Annotated in this window: 17 protein-coding genes; 7 read left to right on the top strand and 10 right to left on the bottom strand. The window is 71.8% G+C overall.

Annotation, left to right across the window (positions count from 1 at the left end):
• Positions 1 to 145 precede the first annotated feature (145 nt).
• From ACFWFZ_RS04790 to ACFWFZ_RS04780, 3 genes are all read left to right on the top strand, one after another.
• Positions 146 to 1,582 (top strand): maltokinase, encoded by a 1,437-nt coding sequence (locus tag ACFWFZ_RS04790; protein WP_387116655.1) that lies wholly within the window; start codon positions 146 to 148, stop codon positions 1,580 to 1,582.
• Complete coding sequence (gene glgB / locus ACFWFZ_RS04785; protein WP_387116652.1) at positions 1,579 to 3,882, top strand: 1,4-alpha-glucan branching enzyme; 2,304 nt, start codon at positions 1,579 to 1,581, stop codon at positions 3,880 to 3,882. Before ACFWFZ_RS04790 ends, glgB begins: the two co-directional genes overlap by 4 nt.
• A gap of 446 nt (positions 3,883 to 4,328) precedes the next feature.
• Complete coding sequence (locus ACFWFZ_RS04780) at positions 4,329 to 4,952, top strand: helix-turn-helix domain-containing protein (protein WP_387117311.1); 624 nt, start codon at positions 4,329 to 4,331, stop codon at positions 4,950 to 4,952.
• Positions 4,953 to 4,984: 32 nt separating this feature from the next.
• Here the strand turns inward: ACFWFZ_RS04780 and ACFWFZ_RS04775 are convergent, their stop codons facing one another.
• Positions 4,985 to 7,003 carry a hypothetical protein gene (locus tag ACFWFZ_RS04775; RefSeq protein WP_387116649.1) on the bottom strand — a complete coding sequence of 673 codons (2,019 nt, stop codon included), beginning with the start codon at positions 7,001 to 7,003 and terminating at the stop codon, positions 4,985 to 4,987.
• A 257-nt stretch (positions 7,004 to 7,260) separates the two neighbouring features.
• Positions 7,261 to 8,286, bottom strand: coding sequence for an ATP-dependent 6-phosphofructokinase (locus ACFWFZ_RS04770; protein ID WP_387116646.1), 1,026 nt, complete (start codon positions 8,284 to 8,286; stop codon positions 7,261 to 7,263).
• Positions 8,287 to 8,560: 274 nt separating this feature from the next.
• Here ACFWFZ_RS04770 and pta point away from each other — a divergent pair, with 274 nt between their 5' ends.
• The 3 genes from pta to pyk all read left to right on the top strand — a co-directional run bounded on the left by pta (position 8,561) and on the right by pyk (position 13,476).
• A complete protein-coding gene (gene pta / locus ACFWFZ_RS04765) occupies positions 8,561 to 10,705 on the top strand; it encodes a phosphate acetyltransferase (protein WP_387116643.1) in 2,145 nt (714 codons plus the stop codon).
• Between the two features lie 64 nt (positions 10,706 to 10,769).
• Complete coding sequence (locus ACFWFZ_RS04760) at positions 10,770 to 11,984, top strand: acetate kinase (protein ID WP_387116640.1); 1,215 nt, start codon at positions 10,770 to 10,772, stop codon at positions 11,982 to 11,984.
• Between the two features lie 61 nt (positions 11,985 to 12,045).
• Positions 12,046 to 13,476, top strand: a complete 1,431-nt coding sequence (gene pyk, locus ACFWFZ_RS04755; RefSeq protein WP_387116637.1) for a pyruvate kinase — start codon at positions 12,046 to 12,048, stop codon at positions 13,474 to 13,476.
• Between the two features lie 98 nt (positions 13,477 to 13,574).
• On the opposite strand, the gene ACFWFZ_RS04750 is transcribed toward pyk, so the two are convergent.
• The 4 genes from ACFWFZ_RS04750 to ACFWFZ_RS04735 form a co-directional block, all read right to left on the bottom strand.
• Positions 13,575 to 14,876, bottom strand: coding sequence for a hypothetical protein (locus ACFWFZ_RS04750; RefSeq protein WP_387116634.1), 1,302 nt, complete (start codon positions 14,874 to 14,876; stop codon positions 13,575 to 13,577).
• Entirely contained in the window at positions 14,866 to 15,438 is a 573-nt protein-coding gene (locus ACFWFZ_RS04745; RefSeq protein WP_387116631.1) for a DUF6114 domain-containing protein, read from the bottom strand. Before ACFWFZ_RS04745 ends, ACFWFZ_RS04750 begins: the two co-directional genes overlap by 11 nt.
• Positions 15,439 to 15,546: 108 nt before the next feature.
• Positions 15,547 to 16,188, bottom strand: a complete 642-nt coding sequence (locus ACFWFZ_RS04740; RefSeq protein ID WP_387116628.1) for a DUF6230 family protein — start codon at positions 16,186 to 16,188, stop codon at positions 15,547 to 15,549.
• A 638-nt stretch (positions 16,189 to 16,826) separates the two neighbouring features.
• A complete protein-coding gene (locus tag ACFWFZ_RS04735) occupies positions 16,827 to 17,825 on the bottom strand; it encodes a tetratricopeptide repeat protein (protein ID WP_387116625.1) in 999 nt (332 codons plus the stop codon).
• A gap of 249 nt (positions 17,826 to 18,074) precedes the next feature.
• On the opposite strand from ACFWFZ_RS04735, the gene ACFWFZ_RS04730 reads away from it, so the two are divergent.
• The gene (locus ACFWFZ_RS04730; RefSeq protein WP_387116622.1) at positions 18,075 to 18,695 is read left to right on the top strand and encodes a TetR/AcrR family transcriptional regulator; all 621 of its coding nucleotides are present in this window, start codon (positions 18,075 to 18,077) and stop codon (positions 18,693 to 18,695) included.
• 30 nt (positions 18,696 to 18,725) lie between these two features.
• On the opposite strand, the gene ACFWFZ_RS04725 is transcribed toward ACFWFZ_RS04730, so the two are convergent.
• The 4 genes from ACFWFZ_RS04725 to ACFWFZ_RS04710 all read right to left on the bottom strand — a co-directional run bounded on the left by ACFWFZ_RS04725 (position 18,726) and on the right by ACFWFZ_RS04710 (position 21,944).
• The gene (locus tag ACFWFZ_RS04725; protein ID WP_387116619.1) at positions 18,726 to 19,196 is read right to left on the bottom strand and encodes a hypothetical protein; all 471 of its coding nucleotides are present in this window, start codon (positions 19,194 to 19,196) and stop codon (positions 18,726 to 18,728) included.
• A 57-nt stretch (positions 19,197 to 19,253) separates the two neighbouring features.
• Positions 19,254 to 20,954: a methylmalonyl-CoA mutase gene (locus ACFWFZ_RS04720; protein WP_387116616.1), complete on the bottom strand. Its 1,701-nt coding sequence runs from the start codon at positions 20,952 to 20,954 to the stop codon at positions 19,254 to 19,256.
• 87 nt (positions 20,955 to 21,041) lie between these two features.
• On the bottom strand, positions 21,042 to 21,371 hold the full coding sequence (locus ACFWFZ_RS04715) for a DUF3817 domain-containing protein (RefSeq protein ID WP_387116613.1): 330 nt from the start codon (positions 21,369 to 21,371) through the stop codon (positions 21,042 to 21,044).
• Between the two features lie 63 nt (positions 21,372 to 21,434).
• Entirely contained in the window at positions 21,435 to 21,944 is a 510-nt protein-coding gene (locus tag ACFWFZ_RS04710) for a MarR family winged helix-turn-helix transcriptional regulator (protein ID WP_384445524.1), read from the bottom strand.
• Between the last annotated feature and the right edge of the window lie 3 nt (positions 21,945 to 21,947).

Below are 21,947 nucleotides of genomic sequence, written 5' to 3'. Positions count from 1 at the left end.
GAGGGGCGGGCGGCTCGAATGGGTCAATCGCCCGCCCCTGTACGGATCATCCTGACCCGACACTCGCACATGCCGGAGAAGCAACTGCCGCGCATCCGGGACACTCTGCGCATTCTGTGACGGCCCGGGGAAAGGACGCGACGCCATGTCGGAGGCTGCATCCGCCCGGAGCCGGCTCACTGCCGACCGGGCCGCCGGGATCGCCCCGCTGGAACCGATGCTGCGGGCCTGGCTGCCCGCGCAGCGCTGGTTCGCGGGCAAGGGCCGGGCCATCAGCAGACTCACGACCGTCTCGGCGGCCGACCTGCTGCCGCCCGGCTCCACACCCGGACTGCTGCACGTGCTCCTCGACGTGGACGGGGACTGCTACCAGCTGCTGCTGGGCATCCGCCCGTCCCTGCCGCCCGCACTCGCGCCCACCCTCATCGGCCGCGCCGAGGAAGGGCCGTACGCCGGCCGGGTGGTCTACGAGGCACTGGGCGACCCACGGCTCGCGGCGATGCTGCTGGAGCGGCTGCGCTCCCCCGGCGGGCTCGGCCCGCTGCGCTTCGACCGGGACCCGGCCACGCCGATCCCGGCGGGACTCACGCCCAGACCGCTGTCCGGGGAGCAGACGAACTCCTCCCTGATCTACGGAGATTCGTTCATCCTGAAGGTCTTCCGCCGGGTCGGCCCCGGCGTCAACCCCGACCTGGAGCTGCCCAGGGCGCTGGCCGCCGCCGGCTGCACGCGGGTGCCGGCGCCCGTCGCCTGGTACGAGGCCGAGCCGCCCGGCGGTGAACCGCTGACCCTGGGGGTGCTCCAGCCGTACCTGCGCGGCTCCGACGACGGCTGGCAGCTCGCACTGCGCCGGCTCGGCGCCGGTGAGGACTTCACCGCCGAGGCGCACGCGCTCGGCCGGGCCACCGCCGAGGTGCACAGCGCGCTCGCCTCGGCCCTGCCCACCGTCGCGCTCGGCCCGGAGCAGACCGCCCGGCTGGCCGCCGGGATGACGGCGCGGCTGGCGGCCACCGCCCGGGAGGTGGCGGCGCTGCGGCCCTACGAGGCCGGGCTGCGGGGTGCCTTCGACGCGCTGGCCGCGTCCCGCGGGACGGGCGTGGCGGCCCAGCGCATCCACGGTGACCTCCATCTGGGCCAGACCCTGCGCACCCTCGACGGCAGCTGGTCGTTGATCGACTTCGAGGGCGAGCCGGCCCGGCCGCTGGCCGACCGGCGCCGTCCCGAACCGGCGGTGCGCGACATCGCCGGGATACTGCGTTCCTTCGACTACGCCGCCCGCTCGCACCGGCCGTTCGCCCCCGCATGGGCGGACGACTGCCGGGCCGCCTTCTGCGAGGGCTACGCCCGCACCACCGGCCGGGACCCGCGCGAGGACCCCGTCCTGCTGCGGGCGTACGAGACCGACAAGGCGGTGTACGAGGCCCGCTACGAGTCCCGGCACCGTCCCGACTGGCTGCACGTCCCGATGGCCGCGATCCGGCGGCTCTCGGAGCCCGCGCGGCCCGCCCACCGCATGCCGCCGGCCCCGCCCGCCCTCTCTCCCCATCCGCACCCGAAGCCCCCGAGGAGGCCGCTCGCGTGAGCGCCGCACGACAGCCGTCACCGACCGTCCGCGACGATGCCGCAGAGTCCGGCGCGCCGCCCGCCCCGGCGGCGGCCAAGAAGCCCCGCACTCCCCGGGCCCGCCGTGCCACCCCTCCGCACGGGGTCCGGCCGGCGCCGGCGCTCGGCTCCGAGGAACGGGCCCGGCTGCTGGAGGGCCGTCACCACGACCCGCACGCCGTGCTGGGCGCGCACACCCAGCGCGGCGGGGTGGCCTTCCGGGTGCTGCGCCCCTACGCCAAGGCGGTCACGGTCATCGCCAAGGGGCTGCGGGCCGAGCTCCACGACGACGGCGACGGGCTGTTCTCCGGGCTGCTGCCGCTGACGGCGGTGCCGGACTACCGGCTGCTGGTGGCGTACGACGGCACCGAGATCGAGGTCCACGACCCCTACCGGTTCCTGCCCGCCCTCGGCGAGCTGGACCTGCACCTGATCGCCGAGGGCCGCCACGAGCAGCTGTGGACGGCGCTGGGCGCCCAGCCGATGGAGCACCAGGGCGTGGCGGGGACCCGGTTCACGGTGTGGGCGCCGAACGCGCAGGGGGTGCGGGTCGCCGGGGACTTCTCGTACTGGGACTCCGTCGCCCATCCGATGCGCTCGCTCGGCGCGAGCGGCGTCTGGGAGCTGTTCCTGCCCGGGGTGGGCGCCGGGACGCTCTACAAGTACGACATCACGCGCCCGGACGGCAGTCACACGCTGCGCGCCGACCCGATGGCCCGGTCCGCGGAGGTCCCGCCGGCGACCGCCTCGGTGGTCACGGCGTCGGAGTACGAGTGGCAGGACGCGGAGTGGATGGCGCGGCGCGGGTCCCGCCCCCTGCACCAGGCCCCCTTCTCGGTGTACGAGCTGCACCTGGCGTCCTGGCGGCCGGGGCTCTCCTACCGGCAGCTCGCCGAGCAGCTCCCCGCGTACGTCAAGGAGCTGGGCTTCACGCACGTGGAGATGATGCCGGTCGCCGAGCACCCCTTCGGCGGGTCGTGGGGCTACCAGGTCACCGGTTTCTACGCGCCGACCTCGCGGATGGGCACGCCGGACGACTTCCGCTTCCTCGTGGACTGCCTGCACCGGGCCGGGATCGGCGTGATCGTCGACTGGGTGCCGGCGCACTTCCCGCGGGACGACTGGGCGCTCGCGGAGTTCGACGGGCGGCCGCTGTACGAGCACCAGGACCCGCGGCGGGCCGCGCACCCGGACTGGGGCACGCTGGAGTTCGACTACGGGCGCAAGGAGGTCCGCAACTTCCTCGTCGCCAACGCCGTGTACTGGTGCGAGGAGTTCCACGTGGACGGGCTGCGCGTGGACGCGGTGGCCTCGATGCTGTACCTGGACTACTCACGGGGCGAGGGCGAGTGGACGCCCAACGAGCGCGGCGGCCGGGAGAACCTGGACGCGGTGGCGTTCCTGCAGGAGATGAACGCCACCGTGTACCGGCGCTGCCCGGGGGTGGTGACCATCGCGGAGGAGTCCACCGCCTGGAACGGCGTGACCCGGCCGACGGACGGCGGCGGGCTGGGCTTCGGCCTGAAGTGGAACATGGGCTGGATGCACGACACCCTGCGCTACATGTCGAAGGAGTCGGTGCACCGCAAGTACCACCACCACGACATGACCTTCGGGATGATCTACGCCTTCAGCGAGAACTACGTGCTGCCGATCTCGCACGACGAGGTGGTACACGGCAAGCTCTCCCTCGTGTCGAAGATCCCGGGGGGCGACTGGTGGCAGCAGCGGGCCGCGCACCGGGCGTACCTGGGCTTCATGTGGGCCCACCCGGGCAAGCAACTGCTGTTCATGGGGCAGGAGTTCGCGCAGGGATCGGAGTGGTCGGAGAGCCACGGGCCGGACTGGTGGCTGCTGGACTCCTCCTACGCGGCGGCCGGCGACCACCGGGGCGTGCGCGACCTGGTGCGCGACCTGAACCGCACCTACGCGGCGACGCCCGCGCTGTGGGAGCGCGACACCGTGCCGGAGGGCTTCGCCTGGGTGGAGGCGGACGCGGCGGAGGACAACGTCTTCGCCTTCCTGCGGTACGCGCAGGACGGTTCGCAGCTGCTGGCGGTGTCCAACTTCTCGCCCGTGGTCCGGCACGGCTACCGGATCGGGGTGCCGGAGGAGGTGCCGATGTGGCGCGAGGTCCTCAACACCGACCGGGAGGTGTACGGCGGCAGCGGGGTGCACCACGCGCAGCCGCTGCGGTCGGAGCCGGTGCCGGCGCAGGGCCGCCCGGCGAGCCTGCGGATGACGCTGCCGCCGCTGGCGACGATCTGGCTCAGGCCCTAGTGCCGCGTCAGGCAACGTTCGCCCCGTCGGGCGAACGTTGCCCGGCGCGGCACCAGCGAGCCGGTCCTCCAGCTCCTGGAGGAGGCCTGGCTCGGGCCGGGTGGGGCCCTCGCCACCCCCGTATGCGAGGGCCCCACAGGAACCACGTACGAGAAGGGGTTCCGGTTCACGTTTCATGGAGGCCGTGTGAGGGGCCTTGCGTCGCGGGGAGTTGGCTGGAACCGTACGCAGTAGTGGATCTTCGCGATTCCCAAGCGCACCGATTACCGGACAGTCGCCGGAAAACTCGCCAAAAGCCCCTTACTTCATAGGACGTTCCTACGAGGTATGGGCTTGTTTGTTTGGTCTGTAGGCGGCGCAGCCCGGCCACTTCTACGGTGTGCGGTGTGCACTCCAGCCCACCTTTCAATGCCCCCGCCGCGCGGCGCCTGCGCGCGGCCCTGGGCATGGCTCCCGGACATGTCGCCTACGGCCTGCGCGCCCAGTACGGACTCGTCGTCGCGCCCGAGACGGTGATGGCCTGGGAGCGCGGGGAGATATCACCGTCGTCCGCCGAGCTCACGGCGCTCGCGGGCGTCCTGTGGTGTGCGCCGGGCGAACTGCTCGCCGAGCCGGTCACCTTGCGGGAGCACCGGATGGCCCGCGGGCTGGGCGCGGACGAACTGGCCCGGCGGATCGGCCTGGAGACGAGCGCCTACCAGAAGATGGAGGACACCGGGCGCTGGAAGGGCAACGAGCGGCAGTCCGCCGCCCTCGCCACGGTGCTCGGGCTGACCCTGGCCCAGTTCGTGACGGCGACCGGCAAGCACGAGGAGCTGGCCGAGCTGCTGCGCAGCGCGGTCACCACGCGCTGGCAGGCGTACGTGAAGCCGCTCGGCAAGCTGCTGCCGATCCCCAAACAGCACCTGGAGCAGGCGCTGGAGCAACTGCACGGGGACTACCAGTCGCGGATGGTGGCGACGCTCAGCTGGGGCGGCGGCCAGGGCGAGGCCGCCAGCGGGGACGCGGGCCGCGAGTTCCTCACCGGCATCGTGGACCGCTTCTGGCAGCTCGCGGGCGGCGCGGCGTAGCTCGCGTCCGGGCCGCCCGGAACAACGCGCCCTTACGGCAGTGGCGCGTCGACCACGGTGGCGGCGACGCCGCCGGCCGCCAGATCGTGCCGGATCCGGTCGGCGGTCTTGCGGTCGCCCACGAGGACGGTCGGCGGGGCCGGGCACGAGGTGATCGCGGTCTTCAGGTGGCCCAGCGAAGCCTGGTACTCCTTCTCCTCGACCGCGACGGCTCCGCCGACCTTGACGTAGAAGACCTCGTACAGCCCGACCATGCTGCCCCCCTGCTTGGTGAGGATCTGGGCGAGGAAGGTCGTCCTCAGGTTGAGGTAGGCGTCGTTGCTGTAGAGGGCGATCACCGGCGACGCGGCCCCCTGCAGGTCGCGCCCGGTGAGGGCGGCGGCGGGCCGGGCGATGTCGGCGCTCCTGGCCTCGCCCCGGGTCCACTTGAGCATGGGGCTGTCGTACCAGGCGGAGGGGTGGCCCCAGCCGGAGGGCACACCCCACTGGACGCCGCCGAACAGCGCCAGCGCCGCCGCCGTCGCGAGGCCGGAGCGCAGCAGCAGGTCCGCCCGGCGGCGCAGCGCGGTTCCCGCGGTGCTCCCGGCGGCGGGCAGCATCAGCCCGGTCAGGCCGAAGGAGAGCAGGGCGATCACCAGCCCGGCGGCGGTCAGCTTCTCGAAGTAGTACGAGTAGTAGCCGATGGTGGCCTTCTGCCAGGCGCCGAAGACACCGATCACGGCGGCCGCGCCGAGGACCACGGCCAGCACCATCTGGCCGGTGCCCGTCCGGCGGTTCACCGGGAGGGTGGCGACGACCAGAGCCAGCAGTCCGAGCCCGATGAACACCGGCCGGTCGGGTACGACCATCGGGCCGGCCAGGTTCGAGGTCTTGGCGACGTCCAGCTTCGTGAGGACGGAGAAGACGCTGGGCAGTCCCGCCGCGAGGGCGGCGCCGGCGAGTGCCGCGAGGACCGGTGTCCAGCGTCCGGCGAACCGGCGCCGGTGGACGGTCAGCACCGCGGCCAGGGCGAGGCCCACGAGGGCGCCGTAGAGGTTGTAGACGTAGGTGACGGCGATCAGCCCGGCCATCGCGACGAGGACGAACTCGGCCCGGCCCGCGGCGGGCCGCACCAGCAGGGCCAGGGCCACGGCCAGGAACAGCAGGCCGATGGTCTCGGAGTCGAAGCCCCGCTCGATCAGTTGCGCCATCGAGCCGGACATCATCACCGCGGCGACGGTGGCGCAGACCGCGGCCGCGCGCCAGCCGCGCAGGCGCGGGCCGCCGATCCAGCGGGCGGCCCAGACCAGTGCCCCGCAGAACAGCGCGTAGGCGGCCAGGACGTAGAGGAAGTAACGGTTCGTCATGGCGAGGGCGGAGCCCGCCTGGGCCGAGGAGGTCACCAGGGAGTCGACCCAGGCCAGCAGGAAGTGGGAGCCCTGCGGGTACACCGCCTCGGTCGGGGTCATCATGTACGTCCGGGCGGCGTCCTGGTGCAGGAAGGCGTAGCCGCCGACCTCCCGGATGCCGGTGAAGTACGAGAAGTGCCCCATCCGGTCCTCGGAGGTGACGAAGTAGGCCAGCCGGTCGGCGGCGGACTTGCCGGCCACCGGGTGGTGGACGTAGTGCCAGACCACGGCCACGGTGCCGGTGACCAGCGCGTCCGAGCCGCGCAGCCGCAGCGGGATGCGGGGCCTGCGGCGGGCCAGCCAGCCGGAGAGGGAGGCGGCCGTCAGCAGCAGGCCGGCCCCGGGCACGGGGGCCAGGCCCCACGGCCAGACGGAGAAGAGCAGGCCGAGGCCCATCACGGCGCCGCAGAGCAGGAAGGCCGCGACCACGAGGCGGTCGAGCAGGCCGCCGCCCACCCGGATCAGGGCGGCGATCGTCAGGATCAGGACGGGGAGGAGCAGTACGTCGAGGGCGACCGCGTGGAGCAGCAGCGGCACCGCCCAGGACGCGGCGAGGGCCGCGGCGAGGACGGGCGGACTCCGCCGTGGGGCGGGGCCGGTGACCACGGGTTCCGGTCTGGTCAGGACCGGTTCGGGGGTCAGAACGGCAGAGCTGGTCGCCACGGGAGCGGGTCACCTTTCCATGGAGTGCGTGCGTACGGAGGACGGCCCCGGACATGCGGGCCCTACACGTGCACACGACTCAGCTGACCCATCCCTCCGCCGGAATGATATCCAGCGGGTCCGGAGCGCTCGGCGGGGCCCCGAGCGGCGTGTCGGGGGCCGTCCGGCGGGCGGGAAGGGACCGAGGTCCCGGCTCGGCAAGCTCGACAGGCAGGGCAGGCGGGGCGGGTGGGGCAGGCGGGTCCGGGCCGCGCGGGTCAGAAGACCGACTCGGCCTCGTACATGCGGTCGTCGGGGACCGTCTTGAGCTCGGTGACGGCGTGGGCGAGCGGGGCCATCACGATGTCGGTGCCGCGCAGGGCGGTCATGTTGCCGAATTCACCGCGGTGGACCGCCTCCACGGCGTGCCAGCCGAAGCGGGTCGCGAGGACCCGGTCGTAGGCGGTGGGGGTGCCGCCGCGCTGGACGTGGCCGAGGATGACCGGGCGGGCCTCCTTGCCCAGGCGGTGCTCCAGCTCGATGGCGAGGCGGTTGCCGATGCCGGCGAAGCGCTCGTGGCCGTAGGCGTCGATCGCGCCCTTCTCGTACGGCATGGAGCCCGCGGCCGGGTGCGCGCCCTCGGCGACGCAGACGACGGCGAACTTCTTGCCGCGGGCGAAGCGTTCCTCGACCATCTTGACCAGGGCGTCCACCTCGAAGGGGCGCTCCGGCAGGCAGATCCCGTGGGCGCCGCCGGCCATGCCGGACTCCAGGGCGATCCAGCCCGCGTGGCGGCCCATGACCTCGACGACCATCACGCGCTGGTGCGACTCGGCGGTGGTCTTGAGGCGGTCGATGGCCTCGGTGGCGACCATGACGGCGGTGTCGAAGCCGAAGGTGCGGTCGGTGGAGGAGATGTCGTTGTCGATGGTCTTCGGTACGCCGACGACCGGCATCCCGGCGTCGGCCAGCATCCGGGCGGCGGTCAGGGTGCCTTCGCCGCCGATCGGGATGAGGGCGTCGATGCCGTAGCGGGTGGCCAGCTCCTGCGCGTTCTCGGCGGCCTCGTGGAGCCGGGCCCGCTCCATGCGCGCCGAGCCGAGGATCGTGCCGCCGCGGGCGAGGATGCCGCTGACGGCGTTGATGTCGAGGGGGCGGAAGTGGCCGTCGAGGAGGCCCTTGAAGCCGTCCTCGAAGCCGATGACCTCGTCGCCGTGCCCGACGACCGCGCGGTGTACGACCGACCGGATGACAGCGTTGAGGCCCGGACAGTCGCCGCCCGCGGTGAGAACTCCGATACGCATCGTGCTGTGTCTCCTGCTCCTGGGTCGTACCCGGCCGTGCGCGAGGGTGCCTGCGGCCGGCCCGTCCGTATGAAGGGCGTATTGGTGCCGCCTGTCCGATTGTTCCACGGGCTCCGGGTGGGGCGCGCTCCGCGCCACTCGTCCCGGGGGGCCTTGAGACCCCCCGGACCGGGCCTTTGTCCCGTCGGGCGCTCTATCCATTGGCGGAGGTATTGTCAAGAGGGCAGGCCATCCCAACTGGGTCAATCGACTACAGCAGAGACGGAGAGCACGCGTGACGCGCAGCGTGTACGTGACCGGTATCGAGCGGGGGGACGGCCGACAGGTCGTCGAACTCGGGATCATGGAACTGCTGACCCGGCAGACGGGCCGCGTCGGCGTCTACCGACCGTTGCTCCACGACGCACCCGACCGCCTCTTCGACCTCCTCAAGGCCCGCTACCGGATCGACCAGGACGCCTCGACGGCCTACGGGATGGAGTACCGCGAGGCCTCGGCGATCCTGGCCGAGAAGGGCACCGACGAGCTGGTCTCCCAGCTCGTCGACCGCTACCACCGGCTGGCCCGCGACTACGAGGTCGTGCTCGTCCTGGGCACCGACTACGCCGACACCAACCTCCCCGACGAGCTGGCGCTCAACGCCCGCATCGCCAACGAGCTGGGCGCGGTCGTCGTCCCCGTCGTGGGCGGCACCCGGCACGCCGCCGAGGAGGTGCGCGCCGAGGCCCGCAACGCCTACCGCGCGTACGAGAGCCTGGGCTGCCACGTCGTCGCGATGGTCGTCAACCGGGTGGCCGCGGAGGACCGCGACCAGATAGCGGAGCGGCTGGCCGCCCGCCTCCCCGTGCCCTGTTACGTGCTGCCGGACGACAAGTCGCTGTCCGCCCCGACCGTCGCCCAGATCACCCGGGCCCTGGGCGGCGAGGTGCTTCTCGGCGACGAGGCGGGCCTGGCCCGCGACGCCCTGGACTTCGTCTTCGGCGGCGCCATGCTGCCGAACTTCCTGAACGCCCTGACCCCCGGCTGCCTGGTCGTGACCCCCGGCGACCGCTCCGACCTGGTCGTCGGCGCGCTGGCCGCGCACGCCTCCGGCACCCCGCCGATCGCCGGCGTGCTGCTCACCCTGAACGAGCGCCCGGGCAAGGACATCCTGGCGCTGGCCTCGAAGCTGGCGCCGGGTACGCCCGTGGTGTCGGTGGCCGGCAACAGCTTCCCGACCGCCGCCGAACTCTTCTCGCTGCAGAGCCGGTTGAACTCCGCCACCCCGCGCAAGCTGGAGACCGCGCTCGGCCTCTTCGAGCGGCACGTGGACACCGGCGAGCTGCGCGGCCTGCTCTCGGTGGCCCGCTCGGAGCGCGTCACCCCGATGATGTTCGAGAACGAGCTGCTGGAGCGGGCGCGCTCCCAGCGCCGTCGCGTCGTGCTGCCCGAGGGCGCCGAGGAGCGCGTGCTGCGCGCCGCGGACGTGGTGCTGCGCCGGGGGGTCTGCGACCTGACCCTGCTGGGCGACGAGCAGGCGATCCTGAAGAAGGCGGGCGACCTCGGCCTCGACATCTCGGGCGCGCAGCTCATCGACCCGGCGACCTCCCCGCTGCGGGAGGGTTTCGCCGAGTACTACGCGCAGGTCCGCGCCCACAAGGGCATGACCGTCGAGCTGGCCCACGACGTGGTCACCGACGTCAACTACTTCGGCACCCTGATGGTGCAGCGGGGCCTGGCCGACGGCATGGTGTCCGGCTCGGTGCACTCCACCGCCGCGACCATCCGCCCGGCCTTCGAGATCATCAAGACGAACGCAGCCGCGCAAGGCGCGCCGGACAGGGTGGTGGCGGGCGACGGGAGGGCCGCGCCGGAAGCGTCGATCGTCTCCTCTGTCTTCTTCATGTGCCTGGCCGACCGCGTCCTCGTGTACGGCGACTGCGCGGTCAACCCGGACCCGAACGCCGAGCAACTCGCGGACATCGCCGTCCAGTCGGCCGCGACCGCCGCCGCCTTCGGCGTCGAGCCGCGGATCGCGATGCTCTCGTACTCGACCGGCACCTCCGGTTCGGGCGCGGACGTCGACAAGGTGCGCAAGGCCACCGAGATCGTCCGCGAGCGGCGCCCCGACCTGGCCGTCGAGGGCCCGATCCAGTACGACGCGGCCGTGGAGCCCTCGGTCGCCGCGACGAAGCTGCCGGGGTCGGAGGTGGCCGGCCGTGCGACGGTGCTGATCTTCCCCGACCTCAACACGGGCAACAACACCTACAAGGCCGTGCAGCGGTCGGCGGGCGCGGTCGCGGTCGGCCCGGTGCTCCAGGGCCTGCGCAAGCCTGTCAACGACCTCTCGCGCGGCGCGCTCGTCCAGGACATCGTCACCACCGTGGCCATCACCGCCATCCAGGCGCAGGGCGCGCCGGGCTCCGCCGCCACCGCCTGAACCCCTCCCCGCCCCCTTCCCCCGCCCCGCTCCTCACCGCCCGCGACAAGGAAAGACCCGCACCGTGACCGCATCGCGCGTACTCGTCCTCAACTCCGGCTCCTCGTCGGTCAAGTACCAGCTCCTCGACATGGCGGACCGGTCGCGTCTGGCCGTCGGCCTGGTCGAGCGCATCGGCGAGGAGACCTCCCGGCTGGTGCACGAGCCGCTCACCGGACCGGCCGCGGCCGGCGGCAAGCGCGAGCAGACCGGCCCGGTCGCGGACCACGAGGCCGCGCTGAAGGCCGTGGCCGCCGAGCTCGCGTCCGACGGGACGGGCCTGGACTCCCCCGAGCTGGCCGCGGTGGGGCACCGGGTGGTGCACGGCGGGACGAGGTTCACCCAGCCGACGGTGATCGACGACGAGGTGCTGGCGGAGATCCGGAAGCTGATCCCCCTGGCGCCGCTGCACAACCCGGCGAACGTCACGGGCATCGAGGTGGCGCGCTCGCTGCGCGCGGACATCCCGCAGGTCGCCGTCTTCGACACCGCCTTCCACTCGACGATGCCGGAGTACGCGGCGCGGTACGCGATCGACGCCGCGACCGCGGACGCGTACTCCGTCCGGCGGTACGGCTTCCACGGCACCTCCCACGCCTATGTCTCCCGGGCGACGGCCGGGCTGCTCGGCAAGCCGGTGGAGGACGTGAACGTGATCGTGCTGCACCTGGGCAACGGCGCCTCCGCCTCGGCCGTTCGGGGCGGGGTCTGCGTGGAGACGTCCATGGGCATGACCCCGCTGGAGGGGCTGGTCATGGGCACCCGCTCGGGCGATCTCGACCCGGCGGTCGTCTTCCACCTGGCGCGGGTGGGCGGCCTCTCGGTGGATGAGATCGATTCGCTCCTGAACAAGAAGAGCGGTCTGCTGGGCATGTGCGGCGACAACGACATGCGCGAGGTGCTGCGGCGGGCAGCCGGGGGCGACGAGACGGCACGCCTGGCCTTCGACACCTACGTCCACCGGCTGAAGAAGTACATCGGGGCCTACTCGGCGGTGCTCGGGCGGGTGGACGCCGTGGCCTTCACGGCCGGGGTCGGCGAGAACGCCCACCAGGTCCGCCAGGCCGCGGTCGAAGGCCTGGCCGAGCTGGGCCTGGTGCTGGATCTCGAAGCCAATGCGGCGCGTTCCCCGCAGCCGCGGCTGGTTTCGGCGGATTATGCCCGGGTGGCCGTGGCGGTGGTCCCGACGGATGAGGAACTGGAGATCGCCACCCAGGCGTACGCGCTGGTTACCGAGTAGTCACTTGGACTTTCCACCAGCCGGAATATTCCGCTACGAAACAAACCGATAGGATCCAGTCATGCGCCGTTCCAAAATCGTCTGCACGCTGGGCCCCGCCGTCGACTCGTATGAGCAGCTGAAAGCGCTCATCGAGGCTGGTATGAACGTGGCCCGATTCAACTTCAGCCACGGGTCCCAGGCAGAACACCAGGAGCGGTACGACCGCGTCCGGCAGGTCTCCGAGGACACCGGGCGCGCCGTCGGCGTCCTCGCCGACCTCCAGGGCCCGAAGATCCGTCTGGAGACCTTCGCCGAGGGTCCCGTCGAGCTGGTGCGCGGTGACGAGTTCACCATCACCACCGAGGACATCCCGGGCGACAAGTCCATCTGCGGCACCACCTACAAGGGGCTCCCGGGCGATGTCGCCAAGGGTGACCAGGTCCTGATCAACGACGGCAACGTCGAGCTCCGGGTGACGGAGGTCGAGGGCCCGCGGGTCAGGACCATCGTCATCGAGGGCGGTGTCATCTCTGACCACAAGGGCATCAACCTGCCGGGTGCCGCCGTGAACGTCCCCGCCCTGTCGGAGAAGGACGTCGACGACCTCCGCTTCGCCCTGCGGATGGGCTGCGACATGGTCGCCCTGTCCTTCGTCCGCGACGCCAACGACGTCAAGGACGTCCACCGGGTCATGGACGAGGAGGGCCGCCGGGTCCCCGTCATCGCCAAGGTGGAGAAGCCGCAGGCCGTCGAGAACATGGAGGCCGTGGTCGCCGCCTTCGACGCGGTCATGGTGGCCCGCGGCGACCTGGCCGTCGAGTACCCGCTCGAAAAGGTCCCGATGGTCCAGAAGCGGCTCATCGAGATGTGCCGCCGCAACGCCAAGCCGGTGATCGTCGCGACCCAGATGATGGAGTCGATGATCACCAACTCCCGCCCGACGCGCGCGGAGGCGTCCGACGTCGCCAACGCGATCCTCGACGGCGCGGACGCGGTCATGCTGTCCGCCGAGTCCTCGGTCGGCGCCTACCCGATCGAGACCGTCAAGACGATGTCGAAGATCGTCACGGCGGCCGAGGAGGAGCTCCTCTCCAAGGGCCTCCAGCCGCTGGTCCCGGGCAAGAAGCCGCGGACCCAGGGCGGCTCCGTCGCCCGCGCCGCGTGCGAGATCGCGGACTTCCTCGACGGCAAGGCGCTCATCGCCTTCACCCAGTCCGGGGACACCGCCCGCCGCCTGTCGCGCTATCGCGCCACGCAGCAGATCCTGGCCTTCACCACGGACGTCAACACCCGCAACCAGCTCACGCTGAGCTGGGGCGTCGACTCGTACATCGTCCCGCACGTGGACACCACCGACGCGATGGTCGACCTGGTGGACGGCGAGCTGCTCAAGCTGGGCCGCTACAACGACGGCGACACCATGATCATCACGGCCGGCTCGCCCCCCGGCGTCCCGGGCACCACCAACATGGTCCGGGTCCACCACCTGGGCGGCGGCGCGCGCGACTGACGCCGCCGCACCGCACCCGACTCTGCCGCACAGAGGCCGAGGGCGGCACCCCGCAGCGATGCGGGGTGCCGCCCTCGGTGTGTACGGCGCTGCGGGGACTACTCCGGCGGGCCGATGTAGTTCTGCAGGCCCGGGACCGTGAGGGTCCCGCCGAACTGCGCCGCCTGGACGACCTTGACGTCCGTGAAGAACGCGAACGGGACGTTCAGCGGCGGCGGGCTGTCGGGGGTGAACTCGATCGGGATCAGACCGAACAGGTTCCCCTTGAGGCTCTCGGTGTACATCGTCACCGTGCCGCCGCGGATCTTGGACGTGGAGCCCGGACGGGACTTCAGGTGCGCGACGTTCCCGCCCTTGCCGACCGTCTGGTAGAGGTCCTTGATGTCGAGCGAGTCCGCCGTGAACTTGAGGACCTTCTTGATCTTGCCGCTGCCCGTCTTCACCTCGACGATGCCGTGGTAGTCCAGGCCGTAGAGGGTCAGCAGGGAGCTGTCGAGGTACCAGGGCTCGTCCGGCAGGAGCGGGATGCCCTGCTCCAGCTCGGCGTTGGCGAGGGCCTCGGCGTCGTGGGTCGGACAGGGGAAGGGTTGCTTCCCGTCCGGGTCCTTCTTCGCCTCGTCCTTGTCGGTGTCGTCCTTGTCGGCCTTGTCGTCGCCGGCCTTGTCCTCGTCGCCCTCGTTCCCGGGCGTCTCGTCCTTGGGCTTCTTGACGGTGTCCTTGACCGCGTCGGGCAGTTCCTCGACCGTGGCACCCGCCTGCTGGGCGGCCTCCCGGATCGCGTCCGCGGCCGGGTCCGGAGCCGGGGCCGGCTCGGCCTTCGTGGTCGGCGTGGCCGTGGGCGCCGGGGTCGCCTTGGTGTCCTTGAGCGGCTGGCCGAGCCCGTCGACGAGGTCCTTGAGCTTGTCGCCGACGCCCAGCGGGTCCAGCGGGTTCGCGGACCTGGTCGGCGCCGGCGTGGTGGCCGCCGGGGCCGGGGCGTTCGCCGTCGGGGACGTGTCCGCCTCCGGGGTGGCGCTCAGCTTGGGCTTCGCAGCCGTGGACGGGTCGGGCGACGCGCTGGGCGACGCGCTCGGCGAGGCGCTCGGCGAGGCGCTCGGCGAGGCCGTCTTCGAGGGCGTGGGGGACGGGGACTTCGACTCGGTCTCCGCCGGCTCGTCGGACCGCGTCACGCACGGTCCGGGCGCGAAGGGGATCTCCTTGTCGTCGGCCACGGCCAGTTTGGGCGCCATGCCCATCCCGACGAACACGGCCGTCGGCATCGCCGCCAGCGCCATGGTCTTGCCGACGGGTATCTGGATCTTGTTCAGCAGCGACTTCCTGGGCGCCGCGTGGCGCGGGCCCTTCCTCTCACGGGACTCTGCGCCCGGGGCCACTGCCCGCTGCGTCTCGTCACCCCGCACTGTTCCTCCCGCCATCGGCGTGGGCAGTCGTCTCGCTCGCGTGTGCCGTCTTTGTCTCACGGGGTCCCGGGATGCCCGGGGTACCCGCCATCGCCTCCGACCTGGCCGGGGCGACGGCGGCCGGCGGCTGGTCCGCCGGCTCCTCGTCCACCGGCTGTCCGGGGGCCCACGACAGCGCCAGGGCGCCGCCGATGAGGGAGCAGAAGAAGCCCATCCCGAATCCGCCGAGGTTGGAGACCGGCAGGGACACCAGGGCCAACAGGATCGAGGCGACGCCGGCGAAGACGCGGATGGTCTGCTGGAACCAGAGGGCCAGGCCCAGCGTGATGAGCAGTACACCGATGATCAGTGCGCCCGCGCCGCCGGTGGTGGCCATGGCGAGACTGACGTTGCCCAACCGGAGGTCCGCATACGGGAAGTACGCGATCGGGAAGCCACCGAGGAGCGTGAACAGCCCGGCCCAGAAGGGGCGGCGACCGCGCCAGGCGCGGAAGTGGTAGTACACCACGGTGAGCCAGGCGTCGTCTTCTGCGCGAACGTAAACCGGGGCCTGGGGGTTCATGGACAACAGCTCCCTGGAAACGGTGGTACGGAGAACTCTGTGGAGCCCGGACGGGCGGGCGGCGACGGCCGCCGGCGCCCGCCCGTCCGGTCATTCACCAGGACCGGATCAGTCCTTGATGTCCTGGTAGCACGGCTTGTCGCCACCGAGCAGACGGAGCTTCAGGTCGGGCAGCTTGAACGTGCCGGCCGTGGTCGCCCACGCCTTCTGGCGCACGTTGGTCAGGATCGCCTTGTCGGCGCGCTGCGAGAACGCGTACGGGCTGGTGACCGTGCCGGCCTGCGGCTTCGTCTTGTGGTTCGGGTCGCCGACCGCGACACCGATGTCCAGGTTCTTGAACTCGGCGTCGGTGTCGAGCTCCGCAACATCCAGGTAGATGTTGTCGGCGACGGCCGGCTTGCCCTTGTGGCCGGTGCGCAGCTGCAGCGTGATGTTGCCCAGCGGCGTCGGGGTCACCAGCGACTGGCACATGTTGGTGATCTCGGCGTGGCTGAACCCGGAGATCGTCACCGGGTGGTGCTGCGCATTGCCCTTGAGGTCGTGCCCCTCGGCGATGCCGCCGTACTGGATGAGGTTGTCACCGTCGAGCTTGTCGGCCGAGACCTTGAAGTCCTGGCCGGAGACGCTGAAGGACGCCGCGAGGGCACCCTGCGCCAGACCCACACCGACCGCGGCCGAGGCCGCGATGCTCGGCACCATGACGAGCGCGAAGCGCTTCCATCTGGTCCCGCCACGAACCTGAGAACTCATTTCGTTCCTCCTTCTCGGACGTACATCTCCGGTCCGGGCCGTGCCCGTCCTGGGATGGGAGAAGTGCTACGTCCTCGGGAAGGAGCGCAGGTGGCCGGGCCGCGGCCGTGCCACGTCCGATACACCGGCGTCCACCCCCGAGCGACAACCACTGGGCCACGCGTTCGCGCAACCTGGAGGACAGGCCCCGCCGTGCGGCAGAGACCCCCCTGTCCCGCGGCCGGTGCCACTGCCACCGGCCGGCCCGGTGGGGACCCTCCACCGCGGCTCCGAGTGAGCGGCTCTGCGGGAAGGACCGAGCGTCGCCGATCGTGGTGCATTCCCGGCCGGGGCACAAGGGGGTTCGTTACTGGCGGGTAACGGCCCGGTAACCCGGAAGCCGCCCGTAACCGACCGCCGGCAACGCAGGGTGCCACCAGAGGCCATGACAGAACGGGGAAATGGTGAACACACCGGGCAGTTCACGGGGTTCGATTTACTGCGAGTAACAGCGGCCGCGATTGCCAAGTTTTGGCAAAGCGCGGCCGCTGTTTATCTACGTGTCAACAAATCGGCGGCCGCCCGACGGCGTCCGGGACCCTTCGCGGGACCGGGGCGGGAGCGGCGGCGGAGCCGGTCCGGCGCGGTCCCGGCCCGGCCTAGAAGAGCACGCGCGCCAGCGCCGTCCGCGCCGCAGTGACCCTCTGGTCGTCGGCGCCGATGACCTCGAACAGTTCCAGCAGTCGCAGCCGCACCGCATCGCGATCGTCACCGAACGTGACCTTCACGGTGTCCACCAGACGGCCGAAGGCGTCCTCCACGTGTCCGCCGGCCAGGTCCAGGTCGGCCGCGGCGATCTGCGCCGCCGGGTCACGCGGATTCTCGGCCGCGGCGGTGCGCACCTGCTGCGGGTTCATGTGCTGGACCCGGGCGAGGAGCTCGGCCTGGGCGAGGCCCAGCTTGGCCTCGGTGTTGCCCGGGTCGTCCGCGAGTACGTTCTTGTACGCCTGCACCGCGCCGCCCAGGTCGCCGGCGTCCAGCGCGACGACGGCCGCCTCCAGCAGCGCGTCGTGCGGACCGGCCGGTGCCTCGGCCTCGACGGGCCCGGCGGCCCCCTCGGCGTTCGGGTCCACCTCGATGCCGATGATCCCGAAGCGCTCCTCGGCGACCTGGACCAGCTGGGCGAGGGTTTCGCGGATCTGCTGCTCGGGCGCGACGCCCTGGAAGAGCGGCAGCACCTGGCCGGCGACCACGGCGAAGACGGCCGGGATGCCCTGGATCTGGAACTGCTGCATCAGCATCTGGTTGGCGTCGACGTCCACCTTGGCCAGCACGAGGCGGCCGTTGGCCTCGGTGACCAGGCGTTCCAGGAGCGGGCTGAGCTGCTTGCACGGCTGGCACCACTCGGCCCAGAAGTCCAGGACGACCGGGACTTCCGCGGAGAGCTGGAGCACATCACGTTCGAAGCCGGCCTCGTCTACGTCGACGACGAGCGCGGACGGCGGAACGGCGCCGGCGGACGGGCCGGCCCCGCCGCCCTGACTCGCCTGGCGTGCCGCCTCGGCGCGGGCCTGCTCGGCCTTGGCCTTGGCCTCGCCGGCCGCCTTCACCGCGGCAAGGTCGACGACGCCGCTCATGGACATGTTTCTGGGCTGCATGCGTACATCCTCCCCCGAGTGCGCGCGCCGACGAAAAAGATCGCGGGAATTGCCCGTGCCGGCGTACCGTCGCGATCGTGCTGCTGGGCGGCGCCGGGTCCCCACCTGGCGCCTGTAGGTCTTCGCGTGGTTGTCGCTCTTACGCTACGAGCCGTAGCGTAACTCCCCCGGAGGCCGTGCGCGCCCCCGCGGTGCCCGTGATCTGAACCACAGCCTCCCGCTCGGCTACCGACGGGTATGGTCTCGGCCATGCGCAACCCCAGCCCCGGCCGCACCGGTCGCCCCCGCAGCGCGGCCGCGGACGCCGCCATCCTCGCCGCCACCCGGGACGCGCTGGTCGAGCTGGGCTGGTCGAAGCTGACGATGGGCGACGTCTCGGCCCGCGCGGGCGTCGCCAAGACCACCCTGTACCGGCGGTGGGCGGGCAAGAGCGAGCTGGTCGTGGACGCCGTCGCGGAGCTCTTCGACTCCCTCGAACTGCCGGACCGGGGCTCCCTGGAAGCCGACATCGAGTACGTGGTCCTGCGCTTCGCCGAGCTGCTGCGGCGCCCGGAGGCCCGTACGGCCCTGATGGCGGTCGTCTCCGAGTCCACCCGGGACGAGGCCCTGCGCGACCGGATCCGGTCGGCGATCGTCGACCGGCAGAAACGTCTCGTCGTACTGGGTCGCGAACGGGCCCAGGCCCGCGGCGAGCTCCCCTACGAGGAGGACGAGTTCCTCGCCGGCCGCACCACGGACCTGATCTTCGACGTGATCGCGGGCACCGTCGTGCACCGCGCCCTGGTCAGCTCCGAGCCGGTGGACGAACTCTGGGTGGCCACCTTCACCGCCCTCCTCATGCACGGCCTGCGCGGCCCGTCCGCGGCCTGAGCCCGCCCGCCCGGCTGCTGCCGCCGCCCGTCAGAAGGTCCACGCCTCGGAGCGGCGCCGGGAGTCCAGGACCTGTTCCGCGAGCGCCGCAGCCCGCGGGTTCTCCCCCGGCCAGGGCCGCCGACGGCCCGGCCAGCTCGCCCAGCGCAGCGCGTCGGCCTCCTCCTGCGGCCGCAGGCCGGCCGCGACGAGTGCGCCCCGGGCCACTTGGGCCCCGGCCGTGCGGTAGCCGATGTCGCGGGCGTCCGGCCAGTAGACGCCGCCGTCGGTGATCAGGACCGCGGCCTCGACCCCGTCGAGGCCCAGTTCGATACCGTCCCGCACGGCCGCGAGGAACTCGACGGGCAGCCGCTCCTCCCGAGCAAGGCTCAGGATCTCCGTCCCGGCCGGTCCCGGTGGCTCGAAGTCGGCGACGACGTAGGCGTAGTGGCCGCCACACCCGCCCTTGTTCATCACCACGCGCGCGCTCACGCCCCGTACGGGCACAGGAAGGCCGGTCATGCCCCCAACGTAGGGGGCACGACCGGCCGTCCGGGCCTGCGGGCCCGGAACCGGGGGCTAGAAGCCCGGGGGCTCGGTGTAGACGCCCCACTCGTCGCGCAGGGTGTTGCAGATCTCGCCCAGCGTGGCCTCGGCGCGCACCGCGTCCAGCATGGCGGGGATCATGTTCGACCCGTCGCGGGCGGCGTCCAGCATGGCCTTCAGGGACGCGGTGACCTTGGCGTCGTCGCGGCGGCCCTTGCGGTCGGCGAGCACGCGGACCTGCTCGCGCTCCACCTCGTGGCTGACCCGCAGGATCTCCAGGTCCCCGGTGACCGAGCCGTGGTGGACGTTGACGCCGACGACCCGCTTGTCGCCCTTCTCCAGCGACCGCTGGTACTGGAAGGCCGACTCGGCGATCTCGCCGGTGAACCAGCCGTCCTCGATGCCGCGCAGGATGCCCGAGGTGATCGGCCCGATGGGGTGCCGGCCGTCCGGGTGGGCGCGCAGGCCGCGCTCCTTGATCTGCTCGAAGATCCTCTCGGCGTCGGCCTCGATGCGGTCGGTGAGCTGCTCCACGTACCAGGAGCCGCCCAGCGGGTCCGCCACGTTGGCGACGCCGGTCTCCTCCATCAGCACCTGCTGCGTGCGCAGGGCGATCTCGGCCGCCTGCTCGCTCGGCAGCGCGAGGGTCTCGTCGAGGGCGTTGGTGTGCAGCGAGTTGGTGCCGCCGAGGACCGCCGCGAGGGCCTCCACGGCGGTGCGCACGACGTTGTTGTACGGCTGCTGCGCGGTGAGGGAGACGCCGGCGGTCTGCGTGTGGAAGCGCAGCCACATCGACTTCTCGCTCTTGGCCCCGTAGACCTCCTTCATCCAGCGCGCCCAGATCCGGCGGGCCGCACGGAACTTGGCGATCTCCTCGAAGAAGTCGAGGTGCGCGTCGAAGAAGAAGGACAGACCGGAGGCGAAGTGGTCCACGTCAAGGCCGCGGGAGAGGCCCAGCTCGACGTAGCCGAAGCCGTCGGCGAGGGTGTAGGCGAGCTCCTGCGCGGCCGTGGCCCCGGCCTCGCGGATGTGGTAGCCGGAGACGGACAGCGGCTTGTAGGCCGGGATGCCCTCCGCGCAGTACTCCATGAGGTCGCCGATGAGGCGCAGGTGCGGCTCGGGCTCGAAGAGCCACTCCTTCTGGGCGATGTACTCCTTGAAGATGTCCGTCTGGAGGGTGCCGTTCAGGACGGCGGGGTCCACGCCCTGGCGCTCGGCGGCGACGAGGTACATGCAGAAGGCGGGCACGGCGGGGCCCGAGATCGTCATGGAGGTCGTGACGTCGCCGAGGGGGATGTCCTTGAAGAGGACCTCCATGTCGGCGGCGGAGTCGATGGCGACGCCGCAGTGGCCGACCTCGCCGAGCGAGCGGGGGTCGTCGGAGTCGCGCCCCATGAGGGTCGGCATGTCGAAGGCCACGGAGAGTCCGCCGCCGCCGGCGGCCAGGATCATCTTGTAGCGCTCGTTCGTCTGCTCGGCGTTTCCGAAGCCGGCGAACTGGCGGATGGTCCAGGTCCGGCCGCGGTAGCCGGTGGCATGCAGACCGCGGGTGTACGGGTACTCCCCCGGCCAGCCGATCCGCTCGAAGCCCTCGTACGCGTCGCCGGGCCGGGGCCCGTAGACCGGCTCGACCTCGTCGCCGGAGAGCGTGGTGAAGTCTGCCTCGCGCTTGCGGGCCTTGTCATAACGGGCCTGCCAGCGGCGGCGGCCCTCCTCGATGGCGTCAGCGTCCATACCGACGAATTTACTAGGACGTCCTAGTAAATGTCGATGGGAAACCCCCGGGAGTCCTCCCGGGGGTGAGTGACGCTCGCCTCGCCGTCAGGCCTTCGCGGTCGCGAGCGAGTCGCTGACCAGCGGCTCCACCTCGGCGCGAATCGTGCGCTCGACGAAGAAGGCGGCCAGTGGAATCGTGCCCGACACGAGCACCCACAGCAGCTTGCCGAAGGGCCACTTCGCCTTGGACCCCAGGTCGAAGGCGAAGACCAGGTAGATCATGAAGAGCACACCGTGGGTCTGCGACACCACGAAGGTGAGATCGGCACCGGTGTCGAAGCCGTACTTCGCCACCATGCAGGCGCAGAGGATCAGGAGCATGACCGCGGTCACGTAGGCCATGACGCGGTAGCGGGTCAGCACGCTTCGTTTCATGCGGACGAGCCTAACCGTCCGTTTTGCTCGATCTTGACGCGGCCCCGGGATCGCGGGAGGGCCTCAGGACTCCTCGAAGTCCGCGGCGGCCACCCGCAGGGGGCGGAGCAGGGCGAAGATCTCCCCGCACTCCTCGGCGTCGTACGCGCCCAGGCCGAAGTCGATCGCCATCAGGTCCTTGGTGGCGGCCTCGACGACCTCCCGGCCCTTCTCCGTGATGGAGGCGAGGGTGCCGCGGCCGTCGTTGGGGTTGGGCCGCTTGGCGACCAGCCCGGACCGCACCAGCCGGTCCACGGTGTTGGTCACCGACGTCGGGTGGACCATCAGCCTCTCGCCGATCTTCGACATCGGCAGCTCGCCCGCCTTGGAGAAGGTGAGCAGCACCAGGGCCTCGTAGCGCGCGAAGGTCAGCCCGTACGGCTTGACGACCGCGTCGACCTCGCCGAGCAGGATCTGGTGGGCGCGCATGATCGAGGTGATCGCGGCCATCGAGGGCACGGGCCCCCAGCGCTGCTGCCAGAGCTCGTCGGCGCGGGCGATGGGGTCGAAGGGAAGGCTGAGCGGCTTGGGCACGCG

This window comes from Streptomyces sp. NPDC060232, assembly GCF_042726555.1.
GTDB lineage: Bacteria > Actinomycetota > Actinomycetes > Streptomycetales > Streptomycetaceae > Streptomyces.
This window is presented reverse-complemented; position numbering and strand designations above follow the sequence as displayed.

Bases quoted from the DNA above. Each gene is read 5' to 3' on its own strand.
- ACFWFZ_RS04790 (WP_387116655.1), top strand. From the start codon at position 146: ATGTCGGAGGCTGCATCCGCCCGGAGCCGGCTCACTGCCGACCGGGCC.
- ACFWFZ_RS04780 (WP_387117311.1), top strand. From the start codon at position 4,329: ATGGCTCCCGGACATGTCGCCTACGGCCTGCGCGCCCAGTACGGACTC.
- ACFWFZ_RS04770 (WP_387116646.1), bottom strand. From the start codon at position 8,286: ATGCGTATCGGAGTTCTCACCGCGGGCGGCGACTGTCCGGGCCTCAAC.
- pyk (WP_387116637.1), top strand. From the start codon at position 12,046: ATGCGCCGTTCCAAAATCGTCTGCACGCTGGGCCCCGCCGTCGACTCG.
- ACFWFZ_RS04745 (WP_387116631.1), bottom strand. From the start codon at position 15,438: ATGAACCCCCAGGCCCCGGTTTACGTTCGCGCAGAAGACGACGCCTGG.
- ACFWFZ_RS04740 (WP_387116628.1), bottom strand. From the start codon at position 16,188: ATGAGTTCTCAGGTTCGTGGCGGGACCAGATGGAAGCGCTTCGCGCTC.
- ACFWFZ_RS04735 (WP_387116625.1), bottom strand. From the start codon at position 17,825: ATGCAGCCCAGAAACATGTCCATGAGCGGCGTCGTCGACCTTGCCGCG.
- ACFWFZ_RS04730 (WP_387116622.1), top strand. From the start codon at position 18,075: ATGCGCAACCCCAGCCCCGGCCGCACCGGTCGCCCCCGCAGCGCGGCC.
- ACFWFZ_RS04725 (WP_387116619.1), bottom strand. From the start codon at position 19,196: ATGACCGGCCTTCCTGTGCCCGTACGGGGCGTGAGCGCGCGCGTGGTG.
- ACFWFZ_RS04720 (WP_387116616.1), bottom strand. From the start codon at position 20,954: ATGGACGCTGACGCCATCGAGGAGGGCCGCCGCCGCTGGCAGGCCCGT.
- ACFWFZ_RS04715 (WP_387116613.1), bottom strand. From the start codon at position 21,371: ATGAAACGAAGCGTGCTGACCCGCTACCGCGTCATGGCCTACGTGACC.